Consider the following 13,125-nt stretch of genomic DNA (forward strand, 5'->3'; position numbering starts at 1 on the left):
TCCCGCAGCGGTTGCGTGGGTTGCGCAGCAGCTGCTGCTGCATGCGTAGCGCGCTACCGTCTGCAACTAATTGCATGGTTTCCTTTGAACGAATTTTCTAGAGTGGGCGGCCCTTCTCACGCTGGAACGTGGTCATGTCTGGTCCTGGAACCGTTGGTGTCGCCGTGTCGCCTCAGATAGCGAGGTATCAGGCCGCCATCGAAAAGCGCAACGCCTTTGATCAGCGTGCCGGCGCGGCCGAGCAGGCATTCAGTACGTCGCTTCATCAGATCCGCAACACCTGCGACAGTTACATTGACAGAATCGACCGCTGCCCAGCAAAAGAGCGTGTCAGGGATCTCGGCCCCTATCTGAAGCAGGTCCGCAGCCTGAAACCCGGCGAGCTGCGCCTGACCCCGGACGGTCGCATCAAGCCGCTGAAGAGTACAAGCAGTGTCAAGAATTTCTTCGGTATCGGTCGCAGCGACCGCCAAGCGCAAAGCGAAGCGCTCAAAGAAATGTTTGGCATGAAGAGCGCGCAGCAGTCAGACCTGAAGACAGCACTGGTCAGTACCACGGCGCGGGACAGGTGGATGAGCGCGACGCAGCAACTCGTCGATGCGCAGCACGCGAACAAGGTAGCCGCGTCAGTTCTTGAACGGCATGGCATCGCCATTCCTTTCGAGCCATCCGAAGGCAGGCACGCCATCGTGACGATGAAGCGCGACGCGGGAACTGCGATCGACGACGCGAAGCAGACGCATCGCAGAGACACCGTGATCCAGCGTTCGGTGATCACCAAAGAAGTCCGTGAGGCGTACATGGCGTTGGGTCCGGAGGCACCGGCGGCCATCGAGGCGCTCAGGCCTCCCCGCGCCGACCTGCCGGATGCGAAGGAGCGTCAGGGCCTGTTGCTGTTCTGGCAAACCAGCGTCGGTGCAGCGTTCATCAATGGGCATGCCCGCCACCTGAGCGACACGCGGGTGGGTGCGCCCGGCGTATTGAGCAGGCGCGTCATCGCCGAGGCCAGGAACGCGCTGGGAAAGGCAAACAGCGACCGTGCTGTCGTCCTGGACGCGAAGGATAGAGGGCCCGCTTTCACGAAGGCCGTGGCGTATCTCCAGCGGCTGGGCAATGACTCCGGCAAGATCGTGGCCGGAATGAAGGCCGCGGTGACGGAGAGGCCGAAATGCAAGGTGCAGACGCTGTACCGGGGAACGCGCATGGAGCTGAGCGATGTCCAGGCGCTGAGGGAGCGCCTGTCGACGGGGCAGAGCTGGCCAGCACCCCAGTTCATGTCGTTTTCCACGTCGGAAAGCGAGGCGCGTACGTTCTATAAAAACAGCGACGAGGGTGTGCCGGTGCTGATCACCGCGGAATGGCCGGGCGCGAGAGACGTCAAGGGGCTCACGGAGCTGGAGTATCTCCTGGTTCCAGGCGCGAAGCTGAAAAAGCTCGGCGAGAGTTTTTTCACGTTCAAAAGCCGGGCATTCGGACGTGATGTGCACCATTTCCATCTAATTGGCGCATAGTCCGGAAAGTACCGCCGCAGGGCGCCCATCGTCGATGTACGTGCTTTTGCAGATTCCGCTCATGCGCGTGCAGCCACCTTGCTCTTGCGGCCGCAGGTGATACGGTGGTCGCACTCCCTCATGTGCTTGTCTCACCGTCGTGGTCGTGCATCGCCGGTGACCGGCAGGCGAGGGCCCATGGAAGATGAGGAGAGGCTTGGATGTCCCGTATCGATGCCGGGTTCCCGTTACCGTCGCGACCGCGGGCCGAGGATCGCGCCGCCGGTGTTACCGAGACCACCGGGGTCGCCGCCGGCATCGAGCAGCTGAGCAACGCCAAGAGCGGGTTGCAACCCGGCGCGCCTCGCAGGCGGGCGCGCGTCGTGCCCATGCCTCATCCCGGACCCGTACTCGCCGATGTGATCAGCGCGTCGCTGCTTGCCGTCGGCGTGGCCGTCACCACGTTGCCGCGGCAGGGGCGCACGGCCCGCCTACCGCGTAAACGTGCGCAGGATCCTGGCCCTGGCGACTGACAGTTCGTCGTGCCGCGCCGAAAAAATTGCAACTAGTTTCATAGTCACGGCGGCTTCACGCGATCACGCTATGTCGCATGAAACTGGAGCCCCTGTCCCCTCTCTCGGCACCGCCCGAACAGGTCGAACGCATCGCGCGTGACCACGGTGCGCTGCTGTGGACGGATGGGCGGGCGCCGGTGCTGCTGGCCGCGCGGCGCTGGGTGCTGCCACTGCCTGCCATCGACCTGCGTCCCGGCACCGCACTGCTGGCACTGACCGCAAACACAGCGCTGGATGCACGCAGCGCGGCGCTCGAACGCAGGCCTGTCCCCGACGTATTGCCACGGATGCTGGCCTTCCACGACCACGCACTGGGCATCCAGCGCCCGCAGCCGGAAGACCTTCGCCGGCCGGCCCTGTTGGTGGTGCCGCAGGTGTCGTGGGATGAACAGAGCTGCCGCAGCTGGCTCGTCCAGGCGCTCATCGCCGACCACGCCGACTTCAACCGGTGCACCTTGCTCTGGGCACGCAGCGAGAGCTATCAGGTCGTGCGCTTCGTGCTGTCCCATGCCGAGCTCTCCGTACAGGCGCTTGCCGCGCGCTACGGCTTGTCCTGCGCGCAGTTCCGTCGTCTCTGCCTGCGGGCGTTCGGTCGGCCGCTGAAGGAACAGTTGCGCCTGATCCGGGCCACGCGGGCGCTGCAGTTGCATGCCGATACCGGTATCAGCTTCACCCAGGTGGCCACTGAAACCGGCTTCTCCTCGCCTTCGCACTTTTGCTGCGAAATCAAATCGCTGCTGGGCAGGTCGCCGCGCGATATTTTTGGACGCTCCCGACGCTCGTGAAACGTATTCCTTTGATCCTGCTGGCCCTGGTGCTGGCGTCCGTTGCGCTGCCCTGGAGCGCTGTTGCCCAGCAGAGCGATGACACCCCACTTGAGGGCACCGCCATCACCCGGCGCGGCGCGCCTGCCGATGGCAGCCGTTTCGTTGCCCGTGGCGACGGCGTGTCGGCACTGCTCAATGCGCTGGCCGCGCAGATGGACCTGCCGGTCGTGGTCAGCAGCAAGGCGCAGAAGAAGCGGGTGGAGGGCACCTTTGGCCTGGGCGATCCGCGTGCGGTGCTCAACCAGCTCACCCGCGATCTGGGCCTGATCTGGTACAGCGACGCACAGACGCTGTATGTCTACGACGCCAGCGAAACCCGCAACGCGGTCGGTCATCTGCAGTACGCCTCGATTGCGGTCCTGAACGACTTCCTGCGACGCACCCGGCTGGCCGACCGCCGCTATCCGGTGCGCGGCAACGGTGCCGAAGGCACCTTCTATCTCACCGGGCCGCCGGTCTATGTGGAGATCGTGCTCAACGCGGCGCGCTACCTCGACGAGCTGTATCGCGACGCGGATGCCAAAGCCGAGCACGTGGAGGTGATCCCGCTGCACAACAGCTTCGTGGAAGGACGCCGCTATGGCATGCGCGACTGGCAGACCACGCTGCCCGGCATGGCCCGCATCCTGGCAACCATGCTGGGCGATGCGGGCGCATCCATCGTGGTGCGCCAGCCCGAGCCAGTGTCCGTGCACGGTGATGCCGGCGTGTCGGCGCCCACCGCGTTGCCGACGCGTTCGCCAGCCGCACAGCCGCCGGATCGCCCGAGCGGCTCGGCGGCGCCACAGACCATCGTTATCGCCTATCCGGAAACCAACAGCCTGCTGGTACGCGGCACCCTGTCCGGTATCCAGCAGGTCAAGCGGCTGGTAGCCGAACTGGACCTGCCGCGCCGCCAGGTTGAACTGTCGCTGTGGATCATCGACATCCAGAAGAAGGAGCTTGATGCACTGGGCGTCAACTGGAAGGGCGACGTGGGCGTGGCCGGCCGCCTGGGCATCAGCTTCAACCTCAATGGGGCCAGCAGCACCCTGGATGGCCAGCGCTTCCTGGCCTCGATCATGGCGCTCTCCGAACGGGGCAGCGCCAGTATCGTCTCGCGTCCGGTGCTGCTCACCCAGGAAAACGTGCTGGCCCACTTCGACAGCAACAGCACCTTCTACGCACGGCTGGAAGCCGAGCGCGCCGCATCGCTGGAAGCGGTCACCTACGGCACGCTGGTCAGCGTGCTGCCGCGCGTGTCCGAGGCCGGTGAAGTGGAAATGCAACTGAAGATCGAGGACGGCACCGACAGTGGCAGCAACGTCGAGGGCCTGCCGATCATCACCCGTACCTCCATCGATACGGTCGCGCGGGTGCCGCATGCGCTGAGCCTGCTGGTGGGGGGCTACACGCGCCAGGAATCCAGCCGGACACGGCAGGCCGTGCCGGGGTTGGGGCGCATTCCCTTCATCGGCGGGGCGTTCCGCAACCGCGATACCCGCGAGCAGGAACAGGTACGCGTCTTCCTCATCCAGCCCCGCGTGCTGACCGGCACCAGCACCGACGTGGATATCTACGCCCCCGCCCAGGGCAGCACGCTGGGCGATCAGTACCAGCAGCTGCGCGAGCGCATGACCGGGGATGCCGATGGCCGTCATTAACACCCACATCGCCCGCCCGCTGCCGGTCGTACCGCGTCCTGCGGCGCCGCCCAAGGGCGCTGATCCAGCCGCCGAGGAGCGCGAGGCCGACCGTTCGCGCGGCCCTGCGCTGCGCAAAAGCGGCCTGATGCAGATGCTGGACATGCACGACGACCTGGCTGGCCTGGTCTCCAGCATGCGCCGCACACGTTCGACCGACGCCGGCGTCGACGATATCCGCGGCCAGGCGTGGCTGGATCACGTGCTCGACGAGCAGGGGCCGCAGAAGCTCGACCAGATCCGCCAGCAGCTGCGCGAGGCCGGTACACCGGACCTGGCCACGCTACGCGCGCTGCTGGCCACCGCCTTTCCCGACCCCAGCGATCTGCTGGCCATCGTGCGCACGCTGTTGGCCGAGGCCGAGATGGAAGAGCTGCGCCGGACGCTGGCGGAACTGCACGCCGAACTATCCGGCGATGACGCCGCGCGCAGTACCCGTGGCGGGCTCAACGTCGCGCTCAAGGCACGGCTGCAGGCACCACGACTGCGCGCCACTGCCCGCCAGTTGCGCCGCTCCTACCAGGATTTCCTGGGCGGCGGCGACCCGATCGATACCTATGAACTGTGGATCGACCTCTACGGTTTCGAGCGCCGTGGCAGCGTGCTGGACTTCATCGAGCAGGCGCTGGCGGCGGACATGTACGCGCTCGATCCCAGCTGCTCGCGGCTGGAGTTCGGTCGCCTGCTGCAGGTCGTACGCCAGCTCACCACGCTGCGCTCGGCCGACCACCTGCTGCACCAGCATTGCTGGCATGCCGAGTTGATGGCCCGGCTGGGCGTGGGCCAGCGTCAGCTGCTGGGTGCACTGCTGCGCATGGTGCGCGTTGGCGGCGGCCTGGCCGAGCTGTTCCAGGGCCTGCTGGCCGGCGTTGCCTACGCCATGTCCGTGGAAGAAAAGGCGCGCCTGCTGCAGGGCATGCGCCGCTTCCTGAAGGCGCTGCCCCACGGGCTGTGGGCCGACATCGGCCTGCAGCTGCAGGCGCTGGATGAGGTGGAGGCACTGCTCGATCTGGCGCTTGCCCGCGAGCGCATGCAGCGTGGCCACATGCATCGGGTGGAGGCGTGATGAACGCACTGTCGCCGTCCTCCACCGGACTGGGCCAGGTGGCCCGCACCCTGCTGCGCCCGGAGCTGGCCCTGGTGGTGCTCATGGCCGTGGTCATCGGCATGCTGATCGTGCCGTTGCCTACCTTGCTGGTGGATCTGCTGATCGGCGTGAACCTGATGATCGCCATCGTGATCTTCCTCAGTTCGTTCTACGTCGAACGCATCCTCAACTTCTCCACGTTTCCCTCGGTGCTGCTGTTCACCACCATCATGCGGCTGGCGCTGTCGGTCAGTACCAGCCGCCTGATCCTGGTCGATGCGGACGCCGGCCACATCGTGTCGGCGTTCGGCGAGTTCGTGGTGGCCGACAACCTGGTGGTGGGGTTTGTCATCTTCGCCATCGTCACGGTCGTGCAGTTCATCGTCATCACCAAGGGGTCCGAGCGCATCGGCGAAGTCGTTGCCCGCTTCTCGCTCGATGGCATGCCCGGCAAGCAGATGGGCATCGATGCCGACCTGCGCGCGGAATCCATCACGGCCGATCAGGCGCAGAAGCGCCGCCGCGAGGTCGAGAAGGAGAGCCAGTTGTATGGCTCTTACGACGGCGCGATGAAGTTCGTCAAAGGCGATGCGATTGCCGGCATCGTCATCGTCTTCGTCAACCTGTTCGGCGGCATCGCCGTGGGCATGCTGCAGCATGGCATGGCGTTCTCCGAGGCGTTGCAGGTGTTCACCCTGCTGACCATCGGCGACGGCCTGGTCGCACAGATTCCCGCGCTGCTCATCTGCATCAGCGCAGGGTTCGTGGTGACCCGGGTCAGTGGCGACGACGGCAACCTGGGCGAAGGCATCATTCGCGAACTGTTCAGCAGTCAGAAGGTGCTGGTGATCTCCAGCGTGCTGGTGCTGCTGCTGGGCATGTTGCCGGGCTTTCCGCTGCTGGTGTTTGCGTTGATCGCCGCCGGCCTGCTCGGGCTGTCGCTGTGGCGCTCGCGCAGTGAATCGGTGGCAGCCAGCGATGGCAGCACACCGCAGGGTACTGCCTCGGCGGAGACCGGCAAGCAGGTGGACAGTGACGGCAAGCCGGTCAACGAGACCGTGCCGCTGCTGTTGCTGGTGCCGCCGGCACATCATCGGGCGTGGGTGGCGCAGGGTATCGAGGGCCAGCTGCGCGATCAGCTGCATCTGCGCGCCGGCATGCGCCTGCCGCACCTTGTAATGCGTGAGAGCGCCGACGCCACACACCAGGTCGTGGTGATGATCAACGAGATCGTCGCCACCCGCGATGACATCGTCCTGGATCACGTTCGCGTACTGGCCGACAGCGATGAGCTGGCCGTGCTGGACAAAGGCATCGCCCTGGGTGGCACCACCGGCCCCGCACGACGCTGGCTGCCCGGTGACATGCAGGGGCAACTGCAGGCCATGGGCCTGCGCAGCGAGTCCGACCGGCAGGTCCTGCAGGCGCTGGTGCATGAGGCATTGATGCGGAACATCAACGAGGTCTTCGGCATCCAGGAGACCAAGCAGCTGCTGGACGACACCGAAAAGCGCTTCCCGGAGCTTCTCAAAGAAGTGCATCGCCATGTCCCGGTGCAGCGCGTGGCTGAAGTGCTGCAACGCCTGCAGCGCGAGGGGGTGTCCATCCGCAACATGCGCATCATCCTGGAAGTGCTGGCCCAGTGGGGTCAGCGCGAGAAGGACGTGATCCTGCTGGTGGAACACGTGCGTGGCGGGCTGGCGCGCTACATCTCCAACCAGCATGCGCGCGATGGCCGCATCGGTGCGGTGCTGTTTGCGCCTGCCACCGAGGAAACCGTTCGCGCCGGCATTCGCCAGAGCCAGGGCGCGGCGTTCCTCAACCTGGAGCCGGCCACCGCCGACCAGTTGCTGGACCGCATCCACGTGACCTTCGACGCGCTCGCGGCTACCCGGCCGGACGTGGTGCTGCTGGTCGCCCCGGACGTGCGCCGCTTCGTCAAGCGCTTCATCGAGAACCGCCTGCCGACGCTGGTCGTGCTGTCGTTCTCCGAGATCTCCGATACCGTCAACCTTGATGTGGTGAAATCCCTGTGACCCTGAAAGAAACCCTGATTGCCGCGCTGGAAACCCTCGGCGCCGATGCTGCCCGCTTCCAGTTCGATGACCACTCGACCATCGCCATGGCGTTCAACGACGTGGGCGAGATCTTCCTGGACCCACAGCCCAATGAACGCGTCTGGCTCTGGGGCATGATGGAGCCGGCCAGTCCGGACGTGCGCCATGCGCTGGCCGCGCCGCTGCTGGAAGAGATCCTGCGGCCGGTGGAGCATTGGGAATCCGGTGCCCTGACCGTGTGCGACAACGGCCGCGTCGGTGGCTTGCTGCACCCGGACTGCGTGGCCGATCCGGAGCAGTTGGCCGCGGCGCTGCAGGACTTCCACCAGTGCCTGGCGCGCGTGCAGAGCATCAAGTGAGCGCGCGGCGGTCTCCCTGGCGCGTCGCCGCGCATCCCACGGCCATCGCCGGTTCAGTGCTGCGCGTGCCGTTGGCCGAGGTGGCCATCGGCGAACGCTGCAGCCTGCAGGCCAGTGCGGCCGACGACACCTGCATTGGCGAGGGCGTGGTGATCGCGCTTGACCATGGCATGGCGTCCATCGGTCTGCTGCAGGACAGTGCGGGTCTGTCGCTGCACTGCGTGGTTGCCGCCAGCGGTGCACCGCCCTCCATCGCGGCCTCCACCGCGCTGCTGGGCGCGGTCCTGGATGGCGCAGGCCGTGAGGTCGATCGCCTGGCGCCGGCTGTTGCCGGCCCCACCGTCACCCGGTCACTGGCCGGACACGGTACCGATTACCGTCGGCGGCGACCGGTCGACACCGTGCTGGCCACCGGCGTCCGCGCCATCGATGCGCTGCTGACCTGTGGTGAAGGCCAGCGGATCGGCATCTTCGCCGGCGCGGGCGCGGGCAAGACCACGCTGGCCGAGATGCTGCTGGACAATACCGACGTCGATATCGCCATCGTTGCCCTGGTAGGTGAGCGCGGCCGCGAAGTGGCCACGCTGGTGGACCGCTTGCGCGCGTCTCCGCGCGCCGGGCGATGCATCGTCGTGCAGGCCACATCCGACACCGCGCCGGCAGTTCGTTGCAATGCGGCACTGTTGGCCGCCACCCTGGCCGAGCATTTCCGCGATGAAGGCCGGCGCGTGCTGCTGGTCGTCGATTCGATCACCCGCTACGCCCGGGCGCTGCGCGAACTGGCGTTGGGGGCAGGCGAGCTGCCGGCCCGGCGCGGGTATCCGGCATCGGTGTTCGAGGCCTTGCCGCGCCTGCTGGAGCGTGCAGGGCAGGGCGAACACGGCAGCATCACCGCCTTCCACACCGTGCTGCTGGAGGACGAGCAGGACGCCGACCCGGTGGGCGAGGAAGTCAAATCGCTGCTCGACGGTCACCTGTACCTGTCCAGCCGGCTGGCCGGTCGCGGCCACTTTCCGGCGCTGGACGTGCTGCGCAGTGGCAGCCGGCTGTTTACCCAGCTGGCCGACCCGGCGCAGCAGTCCAATGCGGCACAGGTGCGCGCGTTGCTCGGCACGCTGGATGAGCTGCAGTTGATGCGCGAGCTGGGCGAATACAAGCCGGGGGTGAGCCCGCACTACGACAGGGCCGTGGCCATTGAACCGGCGCTCGATGCGTTCCTGCGGCAAGCGCCACAGGAGGTGAGTACGTTGCCCCGCACCCGGGAGGCACTGCATGCGCTCGTCCACTGACCGCAACGCATCCCGCCTGCTCGAACTGAAGGTCGCGCAGGTCCGCATGGCCCGCGCGGCCGCCATCGAGCAGGAGCGGCAGGGCGCGCACCGCCGCCGCCAGGCCGATGCCCTGCGCCGGCAGGCGCTTGAGACCGTGGAGCGGGCCATCCCGCTACCGGAGCAGGGCCTGACACGCACCACGCTGTACGACCGCCTGCGCACCCTGGCCGTCGCCCGCGCCCATGCCTTGGAACTGCAGCAGACCGCCGGCGAGCTGGAGGGCGAGGCGAGTGCCTACACCGAGCAGGCGCAGGACCTGACGCGTCAGGCGCGGGACCACCAGCGCAAGCAATCGAAACTCGAACACTGGCAGCAGCGCGAGCGTCAGGCCCAGGCCCGGCAACGCCAGCAACGCCAGTACCAGCACCAACTTGAGGATGTGTCATGTCGACCCCGACATCCGCAGTGACCGCGCCGGCCCCGGTGCCCGCGCTGTTCACTGGCGCAAAGACCAGTACGTCGCTGCGCGACCGCCTGGCGGCGCAGACGCTTGCAGATGGGCGCCGCCCCACCGACGCGGCACGCCCCTGCGCAGACGACGGTCGTCCCCCGCTCGCAGCGCCGCCGCACCTCGCCGACACCCCGGTGGCAGCGCACGCCGGCCTGCCAGACGAGCGCCCCGTCAACGCCGCGTCAGGCGATGAGAACGAGCATGAGGCAATTGCAGATGGGCAACGCCCCACCGATGCGGCACGCCCCTGTGCCGACGACGGTCGTCCCCCGCTCGCCGCGCCGCCGCACCTCGCCGACACCCCGATGGCAGCGCACGTCGGCCCGCCAGACGAGCGCCCCGTCAACGCCGCGTCAGGCGATGAGAACGAGCACGAGGCAATGGGCCAAGCGCTGTTCTGTGCACTTTCGGTTCTTCCGACCCCGACACCGCCGAGGCAGTCGGCACCGCTCGGGCGGGTCGGGCTGGTGAACGCTGCCACGGCATCTCCCGATCGGCCGCATCCGGTACCCAACGCTGTCCATGACACGGTCACCGAGCGTTCGCCCGTGCTGCAGGCGGCCATGCGCAGGCCGTCAAGGTCGACCGTGTCGTGGTTGCCATCGGTAGTGGCCGAGCCGATGGCGCACCGCGGCGGTGCCGATGCCGGCCTGCGCGGCAGCCACCGCGTCGTTGCCACCGTGTCGAGCATTCCGACGCCGCACGTGCATGGGGCCGAGGTGGCGCACGTGGCACCGATGAGCGCATTGCACGGCCAGGTTGCGTGTGCGATTGCCCGCGCCGAGCCAATGCCCGCTTCGGTGCCAGCGGCACCTGTCACAACAACCGCTGTGCCAGTGGCACCTGTCACAACGACGGCTGTGCCAGCGGCACTCGACACACCAACGCCTGTGCCAGCGGCACCCGCCACGGCAAAGCCCGCAGCGCAGGCCGCAACGCTTCCCCCTGGGCCCGCGCATCCGGGCGGACCCGCAGCGGCCGCCGGCCGACCGCCTGCGCCGCGTCGCTTCGAGCCCGCTGACGTGCAGCCGTATACGGCATCCCATCGGGCAGCGGCGTCCACGCGTACAACGGCCCCGGCAGCGACGGCGCAGCAGCACAACGAACAGACGACCGCACGGACCACCGAGCGCGCCTTGCCGGCCGCCGCGGTGGATACCAGCACGCGCATCACCGTGCCGTTCACCAGTTACGGTCCCGGTCACCAGGTGACCGCGCAATGGGGCGGCGGCACAGTGGGCCTGCGCCTGCACAGCAGCAGCGAACGCAGTCATCGCGCCGTGGTGGTCGCCGTCGAGCAGAGCGGCGTGCCGGGTCACGAGGGCCTGCAGGTGGAGGCTACCCGGAGCATGGACGATGACACTCCGTCGCCGCGGCGGCAGCACCTTCTGCCGCATGAGGAAGAGGCATGAGCAACCCGTTCCCCCTCTTGCGGCGGCTCTGCCCCGAGCGGCTGCGGGTGCAGCGGCAGTACCAGTGGCTGCGCCGCCAGCGCGTGGACGCGCGCCTGCAGCCCTTGCCGGGCCTGCCATGCCTGCGCTTCCAGCTGCAGGGCGCCAGTGGGTCGCTCGCCTGCCGGGTGCAGGCGCACGACTGGGCGGCCCATCACCTGCCGGGGTTGCAGGGGCTGGACTGGTCGCAGATGGACCATGCGCAGCTGTCCGGCCTGTGCGAGATGCCGACGCCGGTGCCGTGGGACATCCCCGCGCTGGAGTACCACGACGCTCGTTTTCTTGGGCTGGTCACGGCCCCTGACGATGCGCCGGCCCACCCGCAGGTGCAGAGCTGGCTGGGTCCGGCCTGGATCGAGCAGATCGATGGGCAGTGGCACGAGCACGGTGCGGCCATCGAAGTGACCGGCTTCGAACGCCTGCCCATCGCGCTGCGCATCGGCCGCATCCAGAGCAGCCCGCGACGGCTGCGACGCCTGCGCCAGGGCGACATTCTGCTGCTGCCCCACGCCCATCCCCAGGCATGGCGGGCCGACCGCTGCCTGTTCGACTTCCTCCTCCAATCGGACACCCTGCTTGTGACCACCCTGCATCCCACCGAGGCCGACCAGCCGCATCACGCCCATGAGACGGCCGAGTCGCTCCCGTATCCCCGCCTGGACCTGTCCAGCCTGCCGTTGACCCTGGAAGTGGTACTGGCCACGGTGCAGATGAGCCTGGCCGAACTGGCCGATCTGTGCGAAGGCACCACCCTGCCGTTGCCCGACCAGGCCCACTGCCAGGTGCGCATCGAACACAACGGCCACTGCGTGGCCCGCGGCGAACTGGTGCAGGTGGGGACTACCCTCGGTGTGCAGCTGGCGCAGACGCCGCAACTGAAATGAACGTGGTCACCGTCAACAACGACGTCTCGCTGATCGTCGTCCTCGCGCTGGCCTCGGTACTGCCGTTCCTGATCGCGGTGGGCACCTGCTACATCAAGTTCACCGTGGTGTTCACCCTCATCCGCAACGCGCTGGGCCTGCAGCAGGTGCCGTCCAACATGGTCATCAACGCCCTGGCGTTGATCCTGGCGTTCTACGTCATGCACCCGATCATCAACGGTATCTACAGCGCCTACCTCGAACTGCCCGAACCGTTGACCACCGTGCAGTCGGTGGTGGCTTTCCTGGACGCCAGCCTGGGCGACTACAAGGTGTACCTGGCCCGGCACGCCGATCCCGAGCTGCTGCGCTTCTTTGAACGCGCACAGGTCATCGACGGCGCCGACGTGCCGCCGCCGGGGGCGCTGGCCGAAGACCGGTCGCTGTTCGCGCTGCTGCCCGCCTACGCCCTGAGCGAGCTCAAGGACGCCTTCCTGATGGGCTTCTACCTGTACCTGCCATTCGTGGTGGTGGACCTGATCGTGTCGGCCATCCTGCTCGCACTGGGCATGATGATGATGAGCCCGGTGACCATCTCCGCGCCCATCAAGCTGATCCTGTTCGTGGTGATGGATGGCTGGGCGCTGCTGTCGCAGGGCCTGGTGATGCAGTACCTGGATGTGCCCGTACCGCTATGAACGAGATCATCAACATCGGCAACAAGACGCTCTGGCTGGTCCTGATGCTGTCGGCAGCGCCTGTGCTCGTGGCCACCCTGGTCGGCCTGCTGGTAGGTCTGTTCCAGACGGTCACCCAGCTGCAGGAGCAGACCCTGCCGTTCGGTGTGAAGATGCTGGCGGTGGTGCTGACCGTGCTCGCACTGATGGGCTGGTACGCGCAGACGTTGTTGAACTTCGCGCAACTGGTGCTGGCCAGCGCGCTGGCGGTCTGA

At 67.2% G+C, this 13,125-nt stretch carries 13 protein-coding genes; all 13 read left to right on the forward strand.

Annotation, left to right across the window (positions count from 1 at the left end):
• Positions 1-134 precede the first annotated feature (134 nt).
• The 13 genes from GQ674_RS01535 (at position 135) to sctS (ending at position 13,125) form a co-directional block, all read left to right on the forward strand.
• The gene (locus GQ674_RS01535) at positions 135-1,511 is read left to right on the forward strand and encodes a hypothetical protein (protein WP_159495721.1); all 1,377 of its coding nucleotides are present in this window, start codon (positions 135-137) and stop codon (positions 1,509-1,511) included.
• A 200-nt stretch (positions 1,512-1,711) separates the two neighbouring features.
• Complete coding sequence (locus GQ674_RS01540) at positions 1,712-2,023, forward strand: hypothetical protein (protein ID WP_159495722.1); 312 nt, start codon at positions 1,712-1,714, stop codon at positions 2,021-2,023.
• A gap of 77 nt (positions 2,024-2,100) precedes the next feature.
• Positions 2,101-2,850 carry a helix-turn-helix domain-containing protein gene (locus GQ674_RS01545; RefSeq protein WP_159495723.1) on the forward strand — a complete coding sequence of 250 codons (750 nt, stop codon included), beginning with the start codon at positions 2,101-2,103 and terminating at the stop codon, positions 2,848-2,850.
• Positions 2,847-4,535 (forward strand): type III secretion system outer membrane ring subunit SctC, encoded by a 1,689-nt coding sequence (sctC, locus tag GQ674_RS01550; RefSeq protein ID WP_159495724.1) that lies wholly within the window; start codon positions 2,847-2,849, stop codon positions 4,533-4,535. Before GQ674_RS01545 ends, sctC begins: the two co-directional genes overlap by 4 nt.
• A complete protein-coding gene (gene sctW, locus GQ674_RS01555; protein WP_159495725.1) occupies positions 4,522-5,640 on the forward strand; it encodes a type III secretion system gatekeeper subunit SctW in 1,119 nt (372 codons plus the stop codon). The genes sctC and sctW overlap by 14 nt, the downstream gene beginning before the upstream one ends.
• Entirely contained in the window at positions 5,640-7,697 is a 2,058-nt protein-coding gene (locus GQ674_RS01560) for an EscV/YscV/HrcV family type III secretion system export apparatus protein (RefSeq protein ID WP_159495726.1), read from the forward strand. The genes sctW and GQ674_RS01560 overlap by 1 nt, the downstream gene beginning before the upstream one ends.
• Positions 7,694-8,077 carry a hypothetical protein gene (locus GQ674_RS01565; protein ID WP_159495727.1) on the forward strand — a complete coding sequence of 128 codons (384 nt, stop codon included), beginning with the start codon at positions 7,694-7,696 and terminating at the stop codon, positions 8,075-8,077. Before GQ674_RS01560 ends, GQ674_RS01565 begins: the two co-directional genes overlap by 4 nt.
• Positions 8,074-9,366, forward strand: a complete 1,293-nt coding sequence (locus GQ674_RS01570) for a FliI/YscN family ATPase (protein WP_159495728.1) — start codon at positions 8,074-8,076, stop codon at positions 9,364-9,366. Before GQ674_RS01565 ends, GQ674_RS01570 begins: the two co-directional genes overlap by 4 nt.
• Entirely contained in the window at positions 9,350-9,817 is a 468-nt protein-coding gene (locus GQ674_RS01575; RefSeq protein WP_159495729.1) for a hypothetical protein, read from the forward strand. The genes GQ674_RS01570 and GQ674_RS01575 overlap by 17 nt, the downstream gene beginning before the upstream one ends.
• Complete coding sequence (locus tag GQ674_RS01580) at positions 9,793-11,271, forward strand: hypothetical protein (protein WP_159495730.1); 1,479 nt, start codon at positions 9,793-9,795, stop codon at positions 11,269-11,271. Before GQ674_RS01575 ends, GQ674_RS01580 begins: the two co-directional genes overlap by 25 nt.
• Positions 11,268-12,194, forward strand: coding sequence for a type III secretion system cytoplasmic ring protein SctQ (gene sctQ / locus GQ674_RS01585; protein WP_159495731.1), 927 nt, complete (start codon positions 11,268-11,270; stop codon positions 12,192-12,194). Before GQ674_RS01580 ends, sctQ begins: the two co-directional genes overlap by 4 nt.
• The gene (locus GQ674_RS01590) at positions 12,191-12,871 is read left to right on the forward strand and encodes an EscR/YscR/HrcR family type III secretion system export apparatus protein (RefSeq protein WP_159495732.1); all 681 of its coding nucleotides are present in this window, start codon (positions 12,191-12,193) and stop codon (positions 12,869-12,871) included. The genes sctQ and GQ674_RS01590 overlap by 4 nt, the downstream gene beginning before the upstream one ends.
• Positions 12,868-13,125: a type III secretion system export apparatus subunit SctS gene (gene sctS, locus GQ674_RS01595; protein WP_159495733.1), complete on the forward strand. Its 258-nt coding sequence runs from the start codon at positions 12,868-12,870 to the stop codon at positions 13,123-13,125. Before GQ674_RS01590 ends, sctS begins: the two co-directional genes overlap by 4 nt.

The organism is Stenotrophomonas sp. 364 (genome assembly GCF_009832905.1).
GTDB lineage: Bacteria > Pseudomonadota > Gammaproteobacteria > Xanthomonadales > Xanthomonadaceae > Stenotrophomonas > Stenotrophomonas maltophilia_AP.

What these genes read in the sequence shown, in the direction of transcription:
- sctS (WP_159495733.1), top strand. Translation starts at nt 12,868, where the DNA reads ATGAACGAGATCATCAACATCGGCAACAAGACGCTCTGGCTGGTCCTG.
- GQ674_RS01535 (WP_159495721.1), top strand. Translation starts at nt 135, where the DNA reads ATGTCTGGTCCTGGAACCGTTGGTGTCGCCGTGTCGCCTCAGATAGCG.
- GQ674_RS01590 (WP_159495732.1), top strand. Translation starts at nt 12,191, where the DNA reads ATGAACGTGGTCACCGTCAACAACGACGTCTCGCTGATCGTCGTCCTC.
- GQ674_RS01575 (WP_159495729.1), top strand. Translation starts at nt 9,350, where the DNA reads ATGCGCTCGTCCACTGACCGCAACGCATCCCGCCTGCTCGAACTGAAG.
- GQ674_RS01580 (WP_159495730.1), top strand. Translation starts at nt 9,793, where the DNA reads ATGTCGACCCCGACATCCGCAGTGACCGCGCCGGCCCCGGTGCCCGCG.
- sctQ (WP_159495731.1), top strand. Translation starts at nt 11,268, where the DNA reads ATGAGCAACCCGTTCCCCCTCTTGCGGCGGCTCTGCCCCGAGCGGCTG.
- GQ674_RS01545 (WP_159495723.1), top strand. Translation starts at nt 2,101, where the DNA reads ATGAAACTGGAGCCCCTGTCCCCTCTCTCGGCACCGCCCGAACAGGTC.
- sctW (WP_159495725.1), top strand. Translation starts at nt 4,522, where the DNA reads ATGGCCGTCATTAACACCCACATCGCCCGCCCGCTGCCGGTCGTACCG.
- GQ674_RS01560 (WP_159495726.1), top strand. Translation starts at nt 5,640, where the DNA reads ATGAACGCACTGTCGCCGTCCTCCACCGGACTGGGCCAGGTGGCCCGC.
- GQ674_RS01540 (WP_159495722.1), top strand. Translation starts at nt 1,712, where the DNA reads ATGTCCCGTATCGATGCCGGGTTCCCGTTACCGTCGCGACCGCGGGCC.